At 47.3% G+C, this 21,137-nt stretch carries 19 protein-coding genes and 1 other annotated feature; of the genes, 7 read left to right on the top strand and 12 right to left on the bottom strand.

Annotated elements, in window-relative coordinates; all coding sequences use genetic code 11:
- Positions 1-40: 40 nt before the first annotated feature.
- From QM657_RS10635 to QM657_RS10620, 4 genes are all read right to left on the bottom strand, one after another.
- Positions 41-547: an RNA polymerase sigma factor gene (locus QM657_RS10635; RefSeq protein ID WP_415066623.1), complete on the bottom strand. Its 507-nt coding sequence runs from the start codon at positions 545-547 to the stop codon at positions 41-43.
- Between the two features lie 477 nt (positions 548-1,024).
- Positions 1,025-1,855, bottom strand: coding sequence for an N-acetylmuramoyl-L-alanine amidase (locus QM657_RS10630; RefSeq protein WP_415066622.1), 831 nt, complete (start codon positions 1,853-1,855; stop codon positions 1,025-1,027).
- The gene (locus QM657_RS10625) at positions 1,856-2,011 is read right to left on the bottom strand and encodes a hypothetical protein (protein ID WP_415066621.1); all 156 of its coding nucleotides are present in this window, start codon (positions 2,009-2,011) and stop codon (positions 1,856-1,858) included. It abuts the gene before it with no gap.
- Positions 2,012-2,129: 118 nt separating this feature from the next.
- Positions 2,130-3,425 (bottom strand): cytochrome c biogenesis protein CcdA, encoded by a 1,296-nt coding sequence (locus tag QM657_RS10620; protein WP_415066620.1) that lies wholly within the window; start codon positions 3,423-3,425, stop codon positions 2,130-2,132.
- 196 nt (positions 3,426-3,621) lie between these two features.
- Here QM657_RS10620 and QM657_RS10615 point away from each other — a divergent pair, with 196 nt between their 5' ends.
- The 3 genes from QM657_RS10615 (at position 3,622) to QM657_RS10605 (ending at position 6,286) form a co-directional block, all read left to right on the top strand.
- Positions 3,622-4,041, top strand: coding sequence for a metal-dependent transcriptional regulator (locus tag QM657_RS10615; protein WP_415066619.1), 420 nt, complete (start codon positions 3,622-3,624; stop codon positions 4,039-4,041).
- A 70-nt stretch (positions 4,042-4,111) separates the two neighbouring features.
- Positions 4,112-5,308 (top strand): NADP-dependent isocitrate dehydrogenase, encoded by a 1,197-nt coding sequence (locus QM657_RS10610; RefSeq protein WP_415066618.1) that lies wholly within the window; start codon positions 4,112-4,114, stop codon positions 5,306-5,308.
- Between the two features lie 99 nt (positions 5,309-5,407).
- Entirely contained in the window at positions 5,408-6,286 is an 879-nt protein-coding gene (locus tag QM657_RS10605) for a LysR family transcriptional regulator (protein WP_415066617.1), read from the top strand.
- Positions 6,287-6,363: 77 nt separating this feature from the next.
- On the opposite strand, the gene QM657_RS10600 is transcribed toward QM657_RS10605, so the two are convergent.
- From QM657_RS10600 to aspS, 5 genes are read right to left on the bottom strand one after another with little or no spacing between them, the layout of a single operon-like run.
- Positions 6,364-7,653 carry an aminotransferase class I/II-fold pyridoxal phosphate-dependent enzyme gene (locus QM657_RS10600; RefSeq protein ID WP_415066616.1) on the bottom strand — a complete coding sequence of 430 codons (1,290 nt, stop codon included), beginning with the start codon at positions 7,651-7,653 and terminating at the stop codon, positions 6,364-6,366.
- Between the two features lie 31 nt (positions 7,654-7,684).
- Positions 7,685-9,130, bottom strand: a complete 1,446-nt coding sequence (gene gatB, locus QM657_RS10595) for an Asp-tRNA(Asn)/Glu-tRNA(Gln) amidotransferase subunit GatB (protein WP_415066615.1) — start codon at positions 9,128-9,130, stop codon at positions 7,685-7,687.
- Positions 9,131-10,630: an Asp-tRNA(Asn)/Glu-tRNA(Gln) amidotransferase subunit GatA gene (gatA, locus tag QM657_RS10590; RefSeq protein ID WP_415066614.1), complete on the bottom strand. Its 1,500-nt coding sequence runs from the start codon at positions 10,628-10,630 to the stop codon at positions 9,131-9,133.
- A gap of 11 nt (positions 10,631-10,641) precedes the next feature.
- Positions 10,642-10,935, bottom strand: a complete 294-nt coding sequence (gene gatC, locus QM657_RS10585; RefSeq protein ID WP_415066613.1) for an Asp-tRNA(Asn)/Glu-tRNA(Gln) amidotransferase subunit GatC — start codon at positions 10,933-10,935, stop codon at positions 10,642-10,644.
- A gap of 16 nt (positions 10,936-10,951) precedes the next feature.
- Positions 10,952-12,283, bottom strand: a complete 1,332-nt coding sequence (gene aspS / locus QM657_RS10580) for an aspartate--tRNA(Asn) ligase (RefSeq protein WP_415066612.1) — start codon at positions 12,281-12,283, stop codon at positions 10,952-10,954.
- Positions 12,284-12,842: 559 nt separating this feature from the next.
- On the opposite strand from aspS, the gene QM657_RS10575 reads away from it, so the two are divergent.
- From QM657_RS10575 to QM657_RS10565, 3 genes are read left to right on the top strand one after another with little or no spacing between them, the layout of a single operon-like run.
- Positions 12,843-14,225, top strand: a complete 1,383-nt coding sequence (locus QM657_RS10575; RefSeq protein ID WP_415066611.1) for an MATE family efflux transporter — start codon at positions 12,843-12,845, stop codon at positions 14,223-14,225.
- 8 nt (positions 14,226-14,233) lie between these two features.
- Entirely contained in the window at positions 14,234-14,755 is a 522-nt protein-coding gene (locus QM657_RS10570; RefSeq protein ID WP_415066610.1) for an NYN domain-containing protein, read from the top strand.
- Between the two features lie 53 nt (positions 14,756-14,808).
- A complete protein-coding gene (locus QM657_RS10565) occupies positions 14,809-15,369 on the top strand; it encodes a manganese efflux pump MntP family protein (RefSeq protein WP_415066609.1) in 561 nt (186 codons plus the stop codon).
- A 14-nt stretch (positions 15,370-15,383) separates the two neighbouring features.
- On the opposite strand, the gene QM657_RS10560 is transcribed toward QM657_RS10565, so the two are convergent.
- Positions 15,384-16,502, bottom strand: a complete 1,119-nt coding sequence (locus QM657_RS10560; RefSeq protein ID WP_415066608.1) for a hypothetical protein — start codon at positions 16,500-16,502, stop codon at positions 15,384-15,386.
- A 294-nt stretch (positions 16,503-16,796) separates the two neighbouring features.
- On the opposite strand from QM657_RS10560, the gene QM657_RS10555 reads away from it, so the two are divergent.
- A complete protein-coding gene (locus QM657_RS10555) occupies positions 16,797-18,128 on the top strand; it encodes an HD domain-containing phosphohydrolase (RefSeq protein ID WP_415066607.1) in 1,332 nt (443 codons plus the stop codon).
- A gap of 51 nt (positions 18,129-18,179) precedes the next feature.
- On the opposite strand, the gene tyrS is transcribed toward QM657_RS10555, so the two are convergent.
- Both tyrS and QM657_RS10545 read right to left on the bottom strand, forming a co-directional pair.
- Positions 18,180-19,403, bottom strand: coding sequence for a tyrosine--tRNA ligase (gene tyrS, locus QM657_RS10550; protein ID WP_415066606.1), 1,224 nt, complete (start codon positions 19,401-19,403; stop codon positions 18,180-18,182).
- A 48-nt stretch (positions 19,404-19,451) separates the two neighbouring features.
- Positions 19,452-19,707: a binding site (T-box leader), on the bottom strand.
- Positions 19,708-19,790: 83 nt separating this feature from the next.
- A complete protein-coding gene (locus QM657_RS10545) occupies positions 19,791-21,116 on the bottom strand; it encodes a 6-phospho-alpha-glucosidase (protein WP_415066604.1) in 1,326 nt (441 codons plus the stop codon).
- Between the last annotated feature and the right edge of the window lie 21 nt (positions 21,117-21,137).

Here is a 21,137-nt window from a genome sequence, read left to right as displayed (position 1 = left end):
ATGATGTATAATCGTGTATATTCAATGCTCTCCGTTTAATTTATATTGTATCTTTATCTGTTTCTAAAATATCCATTATTTTTTTCTTGTTTCTAAAAAAGGTGACCCTGCACCATACATCAGATTTATTTAATATCTTACCTATTTCCTCAAATGGACGCTCATCCATTAAGCGAAGTATTATTAAAGATTTTATTGGCTCCTTTTGTATCTGAATATAATTAATTATTTTTTTGACTTCTTCTTTATACAAAAGTCTCTTTCCAATGTCATCATCAATTGTTAAAACCACGTCTTCAAGATTGTCAATATTTACTTTTTCCATCTTATGTTTTTTAAAATAATTTACGCATTCATTATGAGCAATGGCTAACAGCCACGTTTTTACATCACACTTACCCTTAAAAGAATTAATTCCCTGCATCACTTTTACAAATGTATTATGTAGAATATCCTCTGTATCATATCGATTTAATGTAAATAAATATATATATCGATAAATCTCATCATAATACTGAACATATAAGTCACCAATATCTTTACTCACACAACCCCCTCCTATACTGACCAATTTATGTTAACATAAAACATAATCAACTTATATTATTTCATCAACCGGTCTTTTTATATTCGAAAATACTGTCTCTCAATTATTAGACTCTTTTAAAGATAAAAATGTTACAATATCGGTGAAGAAATTTTTGCAGGGAAAGCCCTATTTTCTGATACTAATATATTCCTCTCATGATAATTTCGGCATGGAAAACTTTTTTGGTATTCTAAAAAAAGAAATAGCATCCTATACCGTCCAAAGTCCAGGATGCTATTTCTATAAGCTATTTTGTCGACTGAGGGCAATCGGAAACTCAATTCCGATACCTTTTTAGGTAAATTATACAATGGAGGGGTTGAGAAATCAACCTTCATAAAATCACTCAGGCTTTATATCCAATCCTCCAGCAAATTCTTACCAGTCCTCAATTTCAAAGCATGAAGAAGCATATTTTCACATGGTAAAACCCCTTCATCCAATATGCAGCGACCCTCTGTCATCCGTAGTCAAATACATATTCCCTTCAAACATACTCCCATCCTCTGCAACCCGGTAAAGCTCCCCTTTCCAGACAATCCACTGATCTTTTGCCATGACACCGTCATTATTTAAATAATACCACTTCCCATCCGCCCCAGTCTTCCACGTATCCTTTTCCATAAATCCCGCATCATTAAACCAATACCAGTCTTCCCCATCCTGATACCAGTCGTTCCTGACATAATTGCCCGTATTCCCCAAATAAAATCTCCAGCCCCCGTCTTCCTCTTTCCATCCGGATTTAAACTGAGGTTCTGCTTTCAATTCCGCCTGAAAACTGTCCCAGGTATGCTGAGTATGATTGTATACGTAAGGATTAGGACAAATCTTTCCGGTCACATCGTAGTGGCGGATTACATGGTCGGCAGGAATCCCGTACTGCTTCATCAACTCCTTTGTCAGCCGGATACCGGCCTTTACAGTTGCGTCTTCAAAATACCAGTCCCTGCTGGTGCCTGACTGGCTGCCCTTATTTCTGACGCAGAGCTCAATCCCCAGGCTGTTGCTGTTGCGGCATTCTGCATGGCGGTATATCTTCGCCCCGCAATGCCATGCAATATCCCGATCTTCAACGGACTGCCATATTTCCCCCTTAAATCCGACGAAATAATGGGCGCTGGCTCCGATATACCCGGAAGCATAATACTTGCAGTTTGCCTCCGCTCCCCCCAGAGCCCCTACATAGTGAATCACAATATACCGGATAGAGCGTCCCTGTCCATTGCTGTAATTATAAGGGGTCAATAGCTTATGAACATCCATTTAAATCCCTTCCCTTTCTTCCGCAAAACCCATTTCATCCGCATCAAAGGATTCACGGAAACGTTCAATCTCCGCGTAATCGGAGTTTTTTAAGTTTTCCCGTATTCCCAGAAGTTCTATGCTGGTCATATCCTTTGTGGCCTCACTTTTTATCATAAAATCCCCTTGTCCTTTTTATTTATCATATGATAAGAAGGACACGAAAGTGAGAAAGGGAGCAGCAGAGACGTCTGTCTCCACTGCTCCCTTGCTTCATATATATCTTATTGCTCCGTCAGTTTCTCTTTCCATTCATGGTCTGTTCCACTATGCTGTGCATGGTATCCTCAGACAGCATGCCGCTGGCATAGCCGAATACATTCCCATCCCGGTCAATCATAAAGGTGGTAGGATAAGAAAATACTCCGTAAGCCTCAAACAATTCCCCGGTAGTATCCATCAGAGTCGGATAAGTATACCCGTTTTCCTCCAGAAACTTCTTAATCCCTTCCTCATCCTTTTCCTGTCCGTAATTGGGAGCAGCCACACCGAGAACGATCAGGGCATTGTCCCCTTCCTTCTCATAGGATTCATACAGCTTCTGGATATCCGGCATCTCTGCCCGGCAGGGTGGACACCAGGTGGCCCAGAAGTTTAAGAATATGGTCTTTCCTTTATAATCAGAAAGGGAGTGGGTATTGCCAAACTGGTCCGTCAAAGTGAAATCAATGGCCGGCAGAGGCTGGCTTTCGCTTTCCTCTTCAGAAGCCGCTTCCGTGCTCTCTTTTGTTTCCTCTTCAGAAGTCTGAACCGGCGCTTTTGTAGTTTCTTCCGCTTTTGTCTCCTCCACAGTCCGCCCCGGAATAGCGGATAAATATCCGGTCACTCCGTTCATCTTTCCGGTAAACATCATAATTCCCATGAGCACCATGAGCACACCGCCTGCTTTTACCGCATTCTTTGCCACATTGCTGTGGGTTTTGAAAAATTCGAGCACGGCTGTCGTAAAGAAGCCCACTGCCAAAAAGGGCAGAATAAAGCCCAGAGTATATACACCGATGAGGGCAAAGCCCCATGCCTTTGTAGAAGCCGAAGCCGCCATTATCAGCACGCTTGCCAGCGCCGGTCCCACGCAGGGGGTCCAGGCAAAGCTGAAAGTAAAGCCCATGACCAGGGCCGTAAAGGGAGACATGGCAAGGGTATTGACTGAAAAAGGCAGACGTCCCTCCCTGCTTAAAATGGCGGACTGTCCAAAGAAGCCAAGCTGGTACAAGCCGAACATGATAACAAGGATTCCTCCGATTCTGGCAAACAAAAGCTGGTTGGATTTAAAAAAGCTTCCAAGGGCGGAAAATCCAAGGCCCAGAAGGAAGAACGCAAAGCTGACTCCAATGACGAAGCAGACGGTATGCAGCATGACCTTTTTCCGGTCATAATAAATGCTTCCATCTTCCCCCTTCACTCCCGTTCCTCCCGATAAATACCCGATATAAAGGGGAATCAGGGGAAGGACACAGGGTGAAAAAAAGCTGACCAGCCCCTGCACAAATACGGTCAAAACCGGAACACTCACGTCTAGTGTAAATCCCAAAATAAAGCCTCCTCTCAATGGCACATGGTTCTGAATAAAAACCCTCTGTTCTGTACTATTTTCAGTTACAGTTTATGTAGTAAAACTATACCATTTTGATGCCAGAGTGTCAAGCATTATGTGGGTTCCCCTTTTGTCTCATAGAATGTACGATAAGGGAATAAATATAAATAACAGTCTGCACAAAGGAGTCCCCATGTCCACCTCCCCCAACTTCTATACCCTAAAGGGCTATTCTCTTTTAGAGCACACAAAAATCACCTCCTCCATGGAGGATTATTTGGAAATGATCTGCCGCCTTCATAAAGACGGCCAGCCTGTCCGCATCAAGGAACTGGCAGAAGGCCTTCACGTAAAGCCCTCCTCCGCTTCCAAAATGACCGGAAACCTAAGAAAACAGGGCCTCGTGCGCTTTGAAAAGTACGGCACCGTTTCCCTGACAGAGACCGGTATGCAGATGGGTGAATATTTATTATTCCGCCACGATGTGCTCCACCGTTTTTTCTGCTACATCAACCAGAATTCCGACGAACTGGAGCAGGTGGAAAAAGTAGAACATTTTATCGCCCCGGAAACAGTGTATAATATTCAAAAATGGCTGAATAAATTTACATAGAATACTTGTGTGATTTTATAATTCATCGTATACTATAGCTTACACCAATAATCTTAAGGAGGACAAGCACATGGATAAGATCAGGATGACAACTCCCATTGTTGAAATGGATGGTGACGAAATGACCAGAATTCTCTGGCAGATGATCAAAGACAATCTTCTTTTGCCTTATATTGATTTAAAGACAGAGTATTATGACCTGGGACTTCCCTATCGCGACCAGACCGATGACCAGGTTACCGTGGATTCTGCCAATGCCACGAAAAAATACAAAGTCGCCGTCAAATGCGCCACCATCACCCCAAACGCAGACCGTGTAAAGGAATACAGCTTAAAGGAAATGTGGAAAAGCCCTAACGCTACCATCAGAGCCCTTTTAGACGGAACCGTATTCCGGGCGCCCATTGTTGTCAAAGGAATTGATCCATGTGTAAAAAGCTGGAAGAAACCCATCACCATTGCAAGACACGCTTACGGCGACGTCTACAAGGGAACGGAAATGAAGATTCCGGGAGCCGGCAAGGTGGAACTGGTTTACACCGCAGCAGACGGAACTGAAACCAGAGAAACCGTCCACACTTTTAAAGGGCCTGGAATCATTCAGGGAATGCACAACTTAAACGGCTCTATTGAAAGCTTTGCAAAAAGCTGTTTCAACTATGCTCTGGATACGAAGCAGGATTTGTGGTTTGCCACCAAGGACACCATTTCAAAAAAATATGACCACACCTTTAAGGACATTTTCCAGGATATTTTTGACGCAGAATTTGCAGACACGTTTAAAGAAGCCGGGATTTCCTATTTCTACACCCTCATCGACGATGCGGTGGCCCGTGTGATGAAGGCGGACGGCGGATTTATCTGGGCATGTAAGAACTACGACGGAGACGTGATGAGCGATATGGTATCCTCTGCCTTTGGCTCTCTCGCCATGATGACCTCTGTTTTAGTATCCCCTGACGGAGATTATGAATATGAGGCTGCCCACGGAACCGTACAGCGCCACTACTACCAGCACTTAAAGGGTCAGGAAACCTCCACCAATTCCATGGCCACCATATTTGCCTGGTCAGGGGCTTTAAGAAAGCGGGGAGAGCTGGACAAAAATCAGGAACTGGCTGATTTTGCAGACAGGCTGGAACAGGCTGCCTTAGACACCATCGAAGCCGGAGAAATGACCAAAGACCTGGCTCTCATCACCGCCATTCCCAACCCCACCGTATTAAACAGCGAAGATTTTATCAAAGCCATTGCAAAACGTCTCTAAGTATTTCGACATTTTTTTCAAAATATCTGTTCATACTATTATCAAAATGATATAATGTAGATTATCACATGAACCATTGGTAATGGAAGGACTTCTGACATGAACTTAAGACATCTCACGATCTTTAAAACGGTGTGTGAGGAAGGCAGCATCACCGGGGCCGCCAAGACCCTGTCCATGACTCAGCCTGCCATCTCACACGCCATCAATGAACTGGAAGAATCTGTTGGCTCTCCCCTCTTTGACCGGGTTTCCCGCAAAGTGGTCATCAATGAAAACGGAAAATTTTATTTATCAAAAGTCATCCCCCTTCTGGAATTGTATCAGGATCTGGAAAGCTATTCGGGCTCCCTTCATTTTCAGGCCCCTCTGCGGATAGGCTCCTGCGTCACCCTGGGAAGCTACTTACTCCCCCAGGCCGTATCCCGTTTTTCCCTTTCCAATCCCGATACCACATTAAAAGTCACCATAGACAATTCCAGGGAGGTCATCAATAAGCTTTTAAAAAATGAACTGGACATCGGCCTGGTGGAAGGCGTTATCTCAGAAGATAGGCTGGAGAAAATCCCTTTTTCCTCCTATCCCATGGCTGTGATCTGCGCCCCCGGACACCCCTTTGCCAAGCGCTCCGCCCAGCCCGTCACATTGGACCGGCTCATCGAGGAGCCTCTTCTTTTGAGGGAGCAGGGCTGCACCTTGCGGGATACCTTTGACTCCGCCCTTTCCTTAAATAACTTATCCGCCGACCCCCTCTGGTCCAGCACCAATTCTGATGTGATCTTACAGGCAGTAAAGGAAAACATCGGAATCGGGGTAATTCCCAGAATCTTTGCTGACGATTCCGTAAAGCGGGGAGATGTGGTTGAAATCGAGGTCCAGAACTTAGACATAAGCTGTATGAATCACGTGGTCTTTCAAAAGGATAAATTCCAGACAGAGGCATTTCAGGCATTTATCAATCTCGTCTTATTTGACTGATGACCTTTAAAACTGCCCATAAAAAAGAGCTTTGACCGGTTATAAAACCGTGGTCAAAGCTCTTTTTCATTATTTTATTATTTCATTCCGGCCAAAAGCTTATCAATGGTGACGATCTTCACGCACACGGCAAACAGTTCCATGGCGAGAATTAAATCAGGCAAGGTCGGATAGGAAGGAGCGATCCGGATGTTGTTATCATGAGGGTCCTTTCCATAAGGATAGGTAGCTCCCGCTCCGGTCATCACCAGTCCTGCCTTCTTGCATCTTGCCACGATGGATTTCGCGCAGCCATCCATGGAGTCAAAGGAAATGAAATAGCCTCCCTTGGGAGCGGTCCACTCTCCGATTTCAAGTCCTCCCAGCTCTCTTTCCAGAGTCTCAATCACTGCCTCAAACTTAGGCCTCATGATATCCGCATGCTTTCTCATATGCTCTACCATGCCGTGAATGTCGCCAAAGTAGCGCACATGGCGAAGCTGGTTTACCTTGTCGTGGCCGATGGTCTGAATCTTAAGCTGCTTCATGATATCCTCTAAGTTGTTCTGGCTGGCCGCGATGGAAGCGATTCCTGAGCCGGGGAAGCTGACCTTTGAGGTGGAAGCAAATTTATAGACCATATCCGGATTTCCGGCTCTCTTGCACTCGGCAAGAATCTCGATTAAGTGATCCTGGTCGTTGTCGTATAAGTGGTGAATGGTGTAAGCATTGTCCCAGTAGATTCTGAAGTCCTTTGCAGCCGGTTTTAACCGTGCAAAACGGCGGACTGTATCGTCAGAATAGGAAATTCCCTGAGGATTGGAGTATTTGGGAACACACCAGATTCCTTTGATGGAATCATCCTGTGCCACCAGCTCCTCCACCATATCCATATCAGGACCGGCAGGAGTCATTGGCACGTTTATCATCTCAATTCCAAAATATTCTGTGATGGAGAAATGTCTGTCATATCCGGGCACCGGGCATAAAAACTTCACCTTATCCAGCTTGCACCAGGGTGTATTGCCCATAACGCCGTGAGTCATGGAGCGGGAAACCGTGTCATACATCACATTTAAGCTGGAGTTTCCATAGATGATGACCTGGCTTGGAGAAACCTCCATCATATCTGCCAGCAGTTCCTTTGCCTCTTTGATTCCATCCAGCACTCCGTAATTGCGGCAGTCTGTTCCATCTTCACAGGTCAAATCCTCCCCGCCGCACAACACCTCCATCAGTCCCATGGAAATGTCAAGCTGCTCTGCGCTGGGCTTTCCTCTGGACATGTCAAGCCTTAAATCCTTTCCCTGAAAACTTTTGTACTGGGCGGAAAGCTGTTTCCTCAGTTCCTGTAACTCTTCCTTCGTCATTTCAACATACGGCTTCATAGATTTTTTTCTCCTCCTCAATATAGACTCCTTAACCCTGGGTGCTGCCAAGCACTTCCTTCAGTATCCTGCTGACAGCCCCCGGATCAGCTTTGCCGGACATGGCCCTCATGGTCTTACCCATTAAAAAGCCCATGGCCTTTTCCTTTCCGTTTCGGTAATCCTCTACAGACTGGGGATTGGCTGCAACAATCTCCTCAATCACCGTGCGCAGTTCTCCCTCGTCATTGACAATTTTAAGCCCCTTTTCTTCCACATACTGCTCAGGGTCCACATCTTCCTTAAAAATCTGTTCAAAGACTTCCTTGCCCACGGTGCGGTTAATGGTACCATTATCCACCAATTCAATTAATTTTGCAAGGTTTTCCGGGGAAAATGTCATATTTTCAGGTTCCATTTCCTGTTCTTTTAAAAGGCGCATGGCTTCTACCATGAGCCAGTTAGCCGCTTCCTTGGGCTTTTGGCAGATAGCAGTCACCGCTTCAAATAAATCTGCCATGTGCTTGGAGCCTGTGATAATGTCCGCATCGTATTCAGAAAGGTTGTATTCCTCCTGATACCGGGCCATTTTTTCCGTCCGAAGCTCCGGCTGCTGCGCCCTGATCCGGTCCAGCCACTGCTGTTCTATGAAAACAGGCGGCAGGTCCGGGTCCGGGAAGTAGCGGTAATCCATGGCATCCTCTTTGGAACGCATGGCATAAGAGGATTCCTTGTTGTCATCCCACCGCCTCGTCTCCTGAACGACGGCCTTTCCGTCTTCAATCAGCTCAATCTGGCGCTTTCTCTCCCCTTCAATGGCACGTGCAATGGCTTTAAAGGAGTTTAAGTTCTTCATTTCCGTTCTGGTTCCAAATTCCAAAGCTCCCGCTTCCCTGACTGACAAGTTGACGTCAGCTCTCATGGAACCTTCCTGGAGCTTGCAGTCTGATGCACCTAAATACTGGATGATGAGCCTTAACTTCTCTAAGTAAGCGATCACTTCTTCCCCGCTTCTCATATCAGGCTCTGATACAATCTCGATCAGCGGAACGCCGCTCCGGTTAAAGTCCACCAAAGAGCAGTCCTCCCATTCGTCGTGAATCAGCTTTCCTGCGTCCTCTTCCATGTGGATTTCATGAATCCTGACTTTTTTCTTTCCGGAAGCCGTATCGATCTCCACATAGCCGTCGTGGCAGATGGGCAGATAGAGCTGGGAAATCTGGTAGTTCTGAGGGTTGTCGGGATAAAAATAATTCTTCCGGTCAAATTTGCAGTACTGGTTGATCTCACAGTTGGCTGCAAGGCCCACTGCCAGGGCGTATTCCACCACCTGCTTATTGAGAACAGGAAGGGAACCGGGCATTCCGGTGCAGACCGGACAGGTGTGGGTGTTGGGCGCTCCGCCGAATTCCGTGGAACAGGAGCAGAAAATCTTCGTTTTTGTCGCCAGCTCCACATGGACCTCCAGGCCGATGACGGTTTCATACTGTCTGCTCATTTACCTCTCCTCCTTCCCGTCGGCAGCCTCTGCCGCCAGCCCTGGCATCTCATAGCCTCTGCTCTGTTCAAAAGCATAGCCTGCCTGTAAAATGTTCTTTTCCTTAAAACAGTCTCCGATAAACTGGATTCCAATGGGGAGTCCGTTTTTATCTTTCCCCCCTGGAACCGTAAGTCCGGGAAGCCCTGCAAGGTTTACGGAAATGGTATAGATATCGCCCAGATACATCTTTAATGGGTCCTTTAAGCTCTCCCCAAGCTTAGGTGCCGTCGTAGGAGCCGCAGGCCCTAAAATCACATCGTATTTTGAAAATGCTTCATCAAACGCCTTTTTAATGAGAGCCTTTGTTCTCAAAGCCTTTAAATAATAAGCGTCGTAATAACCGGAGCTGAGGACAAAGGAACCCAGCATAATGCGGCGCTTCACCTCAGGTCCAAAGCCCTGGGAACGGCTCTTTTTATACATGCCGTGAAGTCCCTGGTACTCCTTTGCCCGGTAGCCGAACTTCACGCCGTCAAACCGGGATAAGTTGGAGCTGGCCTCCGCCGATGCGATGACGTAATAGGCCGGAATGGCGTATTCCACCAGACTCAAGTCAAAGGTCTCCACAACTGCCCCTTTTTCCCTCAGCACTTCGGCTGCCTTTAAAACAGCCTCCTTCACTTCCAGGTCCAGGCCTTCTCCCAGATAGTCCGCCGGAATACCGATGCGCATTCCTGTCACATCGTCCTTTAAAGCCGATGTAAAATCGCAATCCTTCCGCTCCACAGACGTGCTGTCCTTTCCGTCATGAGAAGCCAGCACCTCTAAAATGGCTGCGCAGTCCGTCACATCCTTTGCCACCGGACCGATCTGATCCAAAGAAGAACCGTAAGCGATGAGCCCGTACCGGGAAACAGTTCCATACGTAGGCTTTAAGCCTGTCACTCCGCAAAAGGATGCGGGCTGTCTGATGGAGCCGCCTGTATCAGAGCCCAGGGCAAAGAAACATTCTGCCGCTGCCACCGCGCTGCAGGAACCGCCTGAGGAGCCGCCGGGCACATGGTCCGGGTTCCAGGGATTTCTCGTAGGCCCATAGGCAGACGTTTCCGTGGTGCTTCCCATGGCAAATTCATCCATGTTGGTCTTTCCAATGATCACTGCTCCTGCTTTTTTCAAGTTCTCCACAGCCTCAGCCGTATAGGTGGGAACGAAGTTGGAAAGGATTTTGGAGCTGCATGTGGTTTTCATGTTTTCCATGCAGATGTTATCCTTCACCGCAGCCGGAACCCCGGCCAGAGGGCCGGTCAGCTCTCCGCTGTCGATCCGTTTCTGAATCTCTTCTGCCTGTTTTAATACGTCTTCCTCCTGAGCAACAGTCACATAGCTGTTGAGGACAGGCTCCATGGCTTTGATCTGGCCCAGCACCGCTTTGGCCGCCTCCAGGCAAGTCACTTCCTTTGCTTTTATCTTTTTTCCCAGCTCCACTGCCGTAAGGGATAAAATTTCTTTTGCTGTCATCTTTCTTCCCCCTATTCCACTGTCTTTGGCACCTTAAAGGCTCCATCCTTGCTTTCAGGGGCATTCTTTAAGATATTTTCTCTGTCATCGCCGTTTTCCACCACATCTTCTCGGAAAACATTGTGTATGGGGAATACGTGGGACATGGGCTCCACGCCTTCTGTGTCCAGCTCATTTAACTTATCAATATAGTCCAGCATACGGCCCATATCCTTTTTGGCTGCTTCTTTTTCTGACTCATCCAAATCCAGCTTTGCCAGAATTCCTACATATTCAATTGTTTCATCATCGATGATATTTGCCATTTTCTCCGGCCTCCTTCTATGGTTCCAGTCTTGTCACATCTCTCGGAAACAAGGTGGTTTCTCTCACGTTTGCTTCATCGAGAAGTCTCATGGTGAGACGCTCTAAGCCGATGCCAAGACCTCCGTGAGGCGGCATTCCGTATTTGAATATCATTAAATAGGAAGAAATATCCTCCGGGTCCATGCCTCTGGACTCCATTTTTTTAATGATCGTATCGTAATCATGAATTCTCTGTCCCCCGGTGGTGATCTCCAGGCCCTTAAACAGCAAGTCAAAGCTCAAGGTAAAAGTGGGATTTTCCGGGTCTTCCATGGCGTAAAAGGGACGTTTCTTGGAAGGGTAATGGGTGACGAATACGAAATCGCTGCCGCACTCTTCCTTAAAATAGCGTCCGATTAAGGCTTCCTCTTCCGGCTCCAGGTCATAAGGATTTTTGATCTTGCGGCTGTATTTTTCTGCCACCAGTTCCTTTGCCTTGTCAAAGCGCACGGTTGGAATGCGGGATACGTCGGGAAGTTCCACCTTCAGCATCTTAAGCTCCGCCTCATATTCCCTGGAAAGCAGGGAAAAGGTGTACTGCAGCATGGCTGTTTCCATTCCCATGACTTCTTCAAAGCTGTCAATATATCCCATCTCAAAGTCCATGCTGGTGTATTCGTTTAAATGCCTGACAGTATTGTGCTTTTCCGCCCGGAAAACGGGGGCGACTTCAAATACCCGGTCATAGACCCCTACCATGGTCTGTTTGTAAAACTGAGGGCTCTGCCCCAGCTCTGCCTTCTTATTAAAATAGTCCAGCCGGAACACATTGGAACCGCCTTCTGCTCCCCGCGCCACGATCTTCGGCGTGCGGATTTCCGTAAAGCTCTGGGAATGAAGAAAGTCCCGAAAGCCTCTCACAATTCCTTCCTGAATGCGAAACTTTGCCCGTTCCATGGGATTTCTTAAAGAAATGGGCCGAAGAGCCAGCTTTGTCTCCAAAGAAGTGTTCAGCTTCCATTTGCCGATGGCGATGGGCGGAGCCTCTGCAGGCTGGGACAGGACTTCAACCGTTAAAAGGCGGATTTCAAATCCATGAGGCGCCCGCTCCTCCTTTGATACTGTTCCCGTAACCCGGAGGGCTGATTCCTCTTTTAACAGGCTTACGTCAAAATCCGTCTTTCCTTCCTCGTAGACGCACTGCACCAGACCTTCTGCTTTTCTGAGGATCACAAAGGCCACCTCTCCCATATCACGGATGGTATGGACGCAGCCTTCCATGGCAACGGTCTTTCCTTCATACTCACCGGCACAAATTTCCCTGATTCCCGGCATGTCTTTTTCTGTTACACCACTGATGAATTCCATATCTGTATTCTCCTTACCTGAATGTAATTGTTTCGACTCCGGCAGCAGATTTTTACAATAAAATATCCCGCCCCGGAATACAGTTACATATTCCGGGACGGGATTTATATACAATAATTTCCCGCGGTACCACCCGCATTGAGACAAATCCCTTTCCTCTATCCGCAGATATGACAGACAGAGGGGCAAATGTCCCCACTCAAGCATTTAACGCATGCATACGGATATGTCTACTCATGACACCCGATGGCTTTCGCCATATGGGCCGCTTCGACATACCGGCTCCGGAGTGTTCCCTTAGCCAAGTCCCACGTGACAGCGCTCTCAGTCGGTGACGCCATCTTCCTGTTGAGGTCCAGTAGGCCAGAGTCTCCTTCTCTGCCTTTTTCAATATAACAATTCATCGCTTTATTACAATGAATTGCACTTATATTAACATAATCTTTTTTACAGCGCAATATTTATTTTTCACAAATTTAAAAAACCTCACAATGTTGACTTTTCATGCGGGAAAGGTTACAATAATAGCCACGCTTACTAATGTTAAGGAGGTTTTCTTATGTCTGAAACCATGGGCGCCTTACAGCCCAAGGAAAACAAGATGGGAACCATGCCCGTAAACAGGCTTCTCCTCACCATGTCCCTTCCTATGGTCTTATCCATGCTGATCCAGGCTCTTTATAATGTGGTGGACAGCGTTTTTGTAGCGAGACTGGGAGAATCGGCCCTGGCCGCCGTGTCCCTGGCATTCCCCATCCAGAACCTGCTCATCGCAGTCGCAGCAGGAACCGGTGTCGGAGTCAATGCCTTACTCTCCCGCTCCCTCGGAGAAAAGAACCAGAAGGCGGCAAATCTGGCCGCTGTCAACGGAATCTTTCTTTTCCTTCTCAGTTCCCTGGCCTTTGCCCTGTTTGGAATCTTTTTCTCCCGTTTTTATTTTTCTGCACTGACTGACAACGAAGAAATCATAAGTCAGGGAACGTCCTATCTTTCCATCTGCACCATATTTTCCTTTGGAGTGTTTCTGCAGATTGCCCTGGAACGGATCATGCAGTCCACAGGTCGGACTATTTACAATATGATCACTCAGGGACTTGGAGCCATCACCAACATCATTCTGGACCCCATCATGATATTCGGATTGTTCGGCTTTCCTGCCATGGGAACTGCCGGAGCAGCGGCAGCCACAGTCATCGGGCAAATCCTGGCCATGATGCTTCTGCTGTATTTCAACCTGACCAGAAATCCGGATGTGGACCTGAATATGAAAGGCTTCCGCCCTCATAAGGAAACCATTGTCAATATTTACCGGGTAGGGCTTCCTTCTATTTTAATGCAGTCCATCGGCTCCGTCATGACCTTTGGGGTAAACAAAATTCTTCTTTTGTTTTCCGAAACCGCAGTTTCCGTGTTTGGAATTTACTTTAAGCTGCAAAGCTTTATTTTTATGCCTGTATTTGGACTCAATAATGGTATGGTTCCCATTATCGCCTATAATTATGGGGCCGGAAATAAAAACCGTATCATAAAGACATTAAAATCCAGTATCATAGGTGCTGTATCCATTATGCTGGCCGGACTTGCCATCTTCCAGATATTTCCCGAACAGCTTTTCTCCTTCTTTGATGCTTCGGAAAATATGCTGTCCATCGGCGTACCGGCGCTTCGGATCATCAGCATCAGCTTTATTTTTGCAGGATACTGCATTGTAGTCGGGTCTGCATTCCAGGCTCTTGGAAACGGTGTTTACAGCCTGATCATATCAGTGGCCAGACAGCTCATCTGTATTTTGCCAATTGCATATATTTTCGCGAAATTATTTGGTCTTCATGCGGTCTGGTACGCATTTCCCCTGTCTGAAATCATGTCCGTGACCTTAAGCACCTTCCTTCTCAGGCGGATCTACGTAAAACGCATCAAGCATCTTTCGGCTTCGGATTGAGGTGGCACATGAGTTCTGATTATCTTTTAGTGGATGGATACAACATCATATTTGCCTGGCCTGATCTGAAGGAATTGGCCGAAGTCAACATGGATTCTGCCAGAATCAAGCTTCAGGATATTTTATGCAATTATCAGGGATATAAAAAATGCAATGTAGTTCTCGTCTTTGACGGCTATAAGGTCAAGGGAAATCCGGGCACAGTCATAAAATACCATAACATCCACGTCATTTTCACCAAGGAAGCCGAAACGGCTGACCAATACATTGAAAAAGTTTCCCAGCAGATCGGCAGGCAGTATCAAGTGCGGGTTGCTACCTCGGACAAGCTGGAACAGATTATTATTTTAGGAAAAGGCTGTACACGCCTTTCCGCCAGGGATTTGAAAAAAGAAATTGAGGAGACCAATTCCGAAATTCAGAAAGAACATCTGGAACGTATCCCCTCAAAGAAAAACCGCTTATTTGACAACGTCGATCCGGAGCTGTACGCTTATCTGGAAAAGATCAGACTGAATCAAAAGGATTAGAAATGATTCTGTTTTTCACTGCATATATTTACTAACCACAGGAGGAATATCACATGTCACTCATTGAACTTTTTATCATTGCGGCAGGCTTATCCATGGATGCCTTTGCCGTTGCCATCTGCAAAGGTCTTTGCATGCCAAAAATGAACTGGAAGCACGGAATCATCGTCGGCCTGTACTTTGGAGGCTTTCAGGGCGGAATGCCTCTCATAGGCTATCTTCTGGGATCTCAGTTTAAGGATTCCATCGCTGCCTTTGATCACTGGATTGCATTTGTGCTGCTGGCGGCCATCGGCCTCAACATGATAAAAGAAGCCTTCAGCAAAGAAGAATCATGTCCCGTCTGTTCCATCGATCCCAAGAGCATGTGCCTTCTGGCTGTTGCAACCAGCATTGACGCCCTGGCAGTGGGTGTTACCTTTGCATTTTTACAGGTTCAGATCGTTCCGGCCATCTCTTTTATAGGAAGCATAACCTTTGTGCTGTCCGTTCTGGGTGTAAAAGTCGGAAATGCCTTTGGAACCCGGTATAAATCAAAGGCGGAAATGGCAGGAGGCGTCACCCTGATTCTCATGGGAGCCAGAATCCTGTCCAGTCATCTGATGGGAGCTTAAATAAGTCAGGAGGCTCAGAACGAAACCGTATCCGTGACCACGATCTGGCCTCCTCTTTCCTCAGCGCCTGAGAAGCCCCCGTCAACAGGGGTTCCTGCAGGCGCTGTATTTATATTATCTGCCGTTCTTATCTCAAACTCTTCTTTTAGCTGGCGGTAATGCCGGTATCCTCTGACATAAGACTCTTCCGACCTTCCCTCCATTTCAAGTGCCCGGTCTGAACTGGACCGCCCCCTTTGGTGCTGCTCCTTTTCCAGTCTGGCCTGCTCTGCCTTTCTTTTTTCCTGCTGCTTTTCAGCATTTCTTTTTCTGATGGCTGCCAGCTCTTCCTGATTCAGCCGCCTCAGCTTGCGGCCTCCTTTGGATAAAAGCTTTTTTAAGGAGCGAAGAGCTCTCCCGGCTTTGACCCGTTCCTCGTCCTCTCCATAGACAGCCGTCATCTGCAAATCTCCGATGCTTCGTTGAATATTCGCCATAACCGCCTGCACCTGCCCCTTGGAACGGGCGGCTGCCATACCGGTATAGTGGCGGGATACGGAAATCATGCTTTTTTTCGTATTTTTCTTCACAGCACTGTTTTTCGTATCCGAAGTCTTGTCAAGCTTTCCCGAATGCTCCAGAAAACTGCGGACAGCGGTCTGACCGTTGACAGAAGCCTCCGGCTCCGCCTGTGTTCTCCAGGAGGAAACCGCGGACTGCCCCACATAGGCTCCGGAGGCCCGGCCATTGGCACTGCCCTTTGCAAGCTGCATGGCGGTGCCGGTCAGCACGGAACTGCATCTGGCAAATTCCTCCGGGCTGCTTCCCATGCGGGCCAGGAACTTGGAAGAAATGACAAGATGGGTTCCTGAGCCAAGCTCTGCTGCCAGGCGGTTTAGGCTGCCGGCGCTTTCCTTCTCATCTATGACAATATGAAGAGAGGGGTACTGGGCCTTTAACTGGTCAATGGTCTTTTTTATCATTTCCTTCCAGTCCCCTGACTGCCATCCTTCGGAAAGATTTACCTGGTCCTTCCTTGTCTGCCCCGTTATGATACCGCTTAAATCCCCTCCGGTTTCTTCTGCACTTTTGCCGGAACGGACACTGTCCCACAAAGCCTGCGTATTTCCTCTGACCATCTGCGTCCGGTTCATAATACCTCCCCCTCTCCTTTATTTTTCTGCATAACACTTCTTATATTTCATATCGGCATATTTTATAAAATATAAAGTCCTTTGTAACATTATCATTCCATCTCATTTATTTTTCTGTAACCAGAGCCCAAAAGGCCTTTTATTTTCAAAAAACGCCATATAAATACATATCCTTGTATAAAAAAACGAATTTTATCGTATTTATTAGAAAAAACTGTATTTTTCTGTCAAAATATGGTATGATGTAGCTTAATTATAATGTCAAAATGGTGATTTCACCGGGAGGATTCACAGATGAGAATGCAATATACTAATACTTTAAATAATAAAAGTATTATAGGCATCATGCGCCGCTTTTGCAGCAACATAGAGCCCCGTCTTACGGAACACGGTTCAAGGGTAGCCTATATCGTTTTCCGAATGCTTCACAAAGCAGGATTCTGCTCCGCCATGGACCTGCGGGACCTCTGCCTTCTCGCTCACATCCACGATATCGGAGCATACAAAACCGAAGAAATCTCCAGAATGCTTCAATTTGAAACGCAAAACGTCTGGGGACACTGTTCCTACGGTTATCTGTTTATCCGGTACTTTTCTCCGCTGAAGAAGCTGGCTCCCGCAATCCTCTTTCACCATTCAGCCTGGAACTCTCTGGAAGGACAGGCAGAGCTGACTTCTTCCATCAAGGATACTGCCCAGATCATACACATTGCAGACCGGATCGATGTATCCATGTCAGTGGAAGGAAAGTCCTGGAAGGATACCAGGGATTCACTGATCAAAGGAAGAGGGACCGCTTACGCCCCTCATCTGGTGGATTTAGCCGTAAAGCTGGACCTCACCCAGCCCATCGAAGAAGAACAGCGAGTAGACCCGGATTATTTTGACTTTTTGACCAGCATCCCCCTTTCCACGGAAGAGACTACAGACTATCTGAAAATGCTGGTATTTCTCATAGACTTTCGAAGTTCCTACACCGCAACCCACACCATAACTACCACCAGTATCAGCTATGAGCTGGGCCTTTTGCTGGACCTTCCTGAATCCCAGATCAACCAGATTCTCTGCGGTTCCCTGCTTCACGACCTGGGGAAAATAGCCATTCCTATGGAAATCCTTGAATTTCCGGGAAAACTGAGCTCTCAGGCCATGTCCATCATGATGACCCATGTAGACCTTACCGAAGAAATATTCGGGGGCGCCATTGATGAGACCATTCAGCGGATTTCCCTGCGCCACCATGAGAAGTTAGACGGCTCCGGCTATCCAAGGGGGCTCACTGCCAGGGAGCTTACCGTGATGGAGCGCCTCGTTGCCATTGCCGATATCATCAGCGCCTTAACCGGAAAAAGGAGCTATAAGGATTCCTTCCCAAAGGAAAAAATCACAACCATTCTCACCAATATGAAAAACGCCAGTCTTCTGGATTCTTCCATCGTGGACTTGACCATAGAAAACCTGGATATGATTCTCGACGCTACAGCCGACCGCTGTAAGCCCATACTGGACGTGTACGCCAGGCTCAATGAAGAGTACGAATCTCTTCACCAATTACATAATACGGAGGAAAAGCTGCAATTCATCCTTTCCCTCCAGGACCCGGAATTAGAACCGGTGTGGCCTTAAAAAAATGGCTGCCGCAAAGTGGACTTGCGGCAGCCATATCTGTGTCCCTGTTTATTTTACAGTCACTCTTACAAATTTCTTCTTTCCCCGTTTTACCACAAGGCCCTGGCCGGATAACTGCTCTCTCGTAAAGGAAGCCTTGATATCGGAAACAGCCTCTCCTTCCACAGTCACGCCGCCCTGCTCTACGTTTCTCCTCGCTTCAGAACGGGTGGGAGCCAGACCGGATTTTTGAAGGAGGGTCAGAATGTCCACGGTTCCCTCGTTAAAATCCGCTTCTTCCATCTCACAGGTAGGCATGTTCTCCGCATTGCCGCCGGCAAAGAGCTCTCTTGCGCTCTTTTGTGCCTTTTCGGCCTCTTCTTCCCCGTGAACCAGCTTGGTCAGCTCATATGCCAGGATTTCCTTTGCCTGGTTTAACTGGCTGCCCTCCCACTGGTCCATTTCATCGATCTGCTCGATGGGAAGGAATGTCAGCATGCGCAGGCATTTTAACACATCAGCATCACCGATATTTCTCCAGTACTGGTAGAAATCAAAGGGAGAGGTCTTTTCGGGATCAAGCCACACGGCTCCTGACTGGGTCTTTCCCATCTTCTTGCCTTCGGAGTTTAACAGCAGGGTGATGGTCATGGCGTGGGCGTCCTTGCCTAACTTCCTTCGGATCAGTTCGGTTCCGCCAAGCATGTTGCTCCACTGGTCATCGCCGCCGAACTGCATGTTGCAGCCGTAGCGCTTGAATAACTCATAGAAATCATAGCTCTGCATGATCATGTAGTTGAACTCCAAAAAGCTTAAGCCCTTTTCCATACGCTGCTTATAGCACTCAGCCGTCAGCATCCGGTTAACGGAAAAATGGGGGCCTATTTCCCGGAGAAAATCAACGTAATTTAATTCCATGAGCCAGTCTGCGTTGTTGACCATCATGGCCTTTCCTTCGGAAAAGTCAATGAAACGGCTCATCTGCTCCTTAAAGCAGTCACAGTTGTGCTGGATAATTTCCTCTGTCATCATCTGGCGCATATCGCTGCGTCCGGAAGGGTCGCCCACCATGCCGGTTCCGCCGCCGATTAAGGCGATGGGCTTGTTGCCTGCTTCCTGAAGGCGCTTCATCAGGCACAATGCCATAAAGTGCCCTACGTGGAGGCTGTCTGCCGTGGGGTCAAAGCCGATATAAAATATGGCTTTCCCATCATTGACCATTTTGCTGATCTCTTCTTCATTAGTCACCTGGGCGATCAGCCCCCTGGCTTTTAACTCTTCATAGATCTTCATGCTGCTTCTCCTTTTCTCTTTCTGGGACAAAAATAAGCCCCGTCCTATCAAAAGGACGAGGCCAAAGTCTCGTGTTACCACCTTAAGTTTATAAACAGCTCGCGCTGCTTACCTCTTTGAGTACCTCATGGGATACTCTAGCACAATAACGGGTGCGGGAATCCGTCACAGCCTACTGGGCAGTTCTGCCGTTTGGTGTGAAGCTCAAAGATGTATTCACAATCCGCTTTCCATGCGCCTCTCATCTGCCGGCTGCTTTCTGTATGGTCCCTGCATTGCTACTTGTTCTTATCAAAGCTTTTCTTTGGTTATGAAATTATTGATTAGTATATGAGGTTTTTTCCCTTTTGTCAAGAGGCTTTTTTATCCGGCGGGGCTGGAAAAGCCTTATTTTAATTCCGGCCAGTATCCCTTGTTGGCTTCTATGAGGTCATCTAAAATCTGTTTGGCTACGGAAGCGCTGGGCACGGTCTTTGACAGAGTCAGGGCCTGCCACAGCTTTAAATAGCTTCCTTCTATCCAGGCTTCCACCACCAGACGCTCTACTGCAAGCTGCTCCTCCATCATTCCCTTTTCAAAAGTGGGGATATTTCCCTGGCATAAAGGTTCCGGGCCTTCATTTCCCACCAGACAGGGCACTTCTACCATTGCGGTAGGGTCAAAATTGGCGATAGCTCCCTTATTTTCCACGATACAGAGCATCTGCTCCCTGGTATTATAGGCGATGGCGCAGGCCAGGTCAACAATGAAAGAAGCGTGGTTGTCAATGGTGAACTCTCCGCCTTTTGCCGTGTTGGCCTGTACAATGGCCTTTGCAGCGCCGAATACCTCTTTTTCCCTTCCCTCCATGACCTCGTTGGCCCTGGTATGGCCGGGATCGGAATGCTCCACTGCATAATCCGGGTAAAGGTAATATTTCAAATACGTATTGGGCAGAAAATTGGGCTCCAGCTTTAATAAATCGGCTGCTTTTTTATGGGTCTGCTGCCAGCTTTCATCCATGTGCTGGGTTTCCACGGCTTTTTCCGTCAGATATCCGTTTTTGGACACATACTCCAAAAGCTGAGGCATCAGGTCGGTTCCATCCTTATCCTTTACGCTGGTCCACCAGCCAAAGTGATTCAGCCCGAAGTATTTCACATCCATGTCCTTAGGGTCCCTGCCCACAATGAATCCCATGCGGCGTTTGGTTCCCACAGGCATATCGCAGATATTCAAGACCTTGGAATTGGGCCTTAATACACGGCAGGCTTCAGCCACGATGGAAGCCGGGTTGGAATAATTGAGCATCCAGCAGTCAGGAGAATACTGTTCCATATAGTCAATCAGCTCCATCATGCCGCCGATGCTACGCATTCCGTATGCAATGCCGCCGGGGCCGCAGGTTTCCTGGCCTACCACGCGGTACTTTAAGGGGATTTTTTCATCCAGCTCCCGCATGGCGTACTTGCCTACCCGGATATGGGCCATGCAGAAATCCACATCAGTGAAGGCTTCCTCAGGGTCTGTAGTGTAGGAAAACTTCACCTCCGGCGCAATCTCTCTCATGAGGATTTCTATGGCCTTTGCAAGAGTTTCCTGACGCTCTTTGTCATTGTCGTAGAGCTTTAAAGAGCGGATGGGAAACCGGTCTAAATTATCCATCAGCATCATTACAATGCCGGGTGTATAAGTGCTTCCGCCTCCGGCGATTACGACTGAAAATTTCTTCATGATGATTTACCTCCCTTTCCT

The sequence above is a fragment of the Lacrimispora sp. genome (assembly GCF_047605665.1).
Lineage (GTDB): Bacteria > Bacillota > Clostridia > Lachnospirales > Lachnospiraceae > Lacrimispora.
Note: the sequence above shows the minus strand (reverse complement) of the source record. Positions and strands in the feature narration are given on the sequence as shown.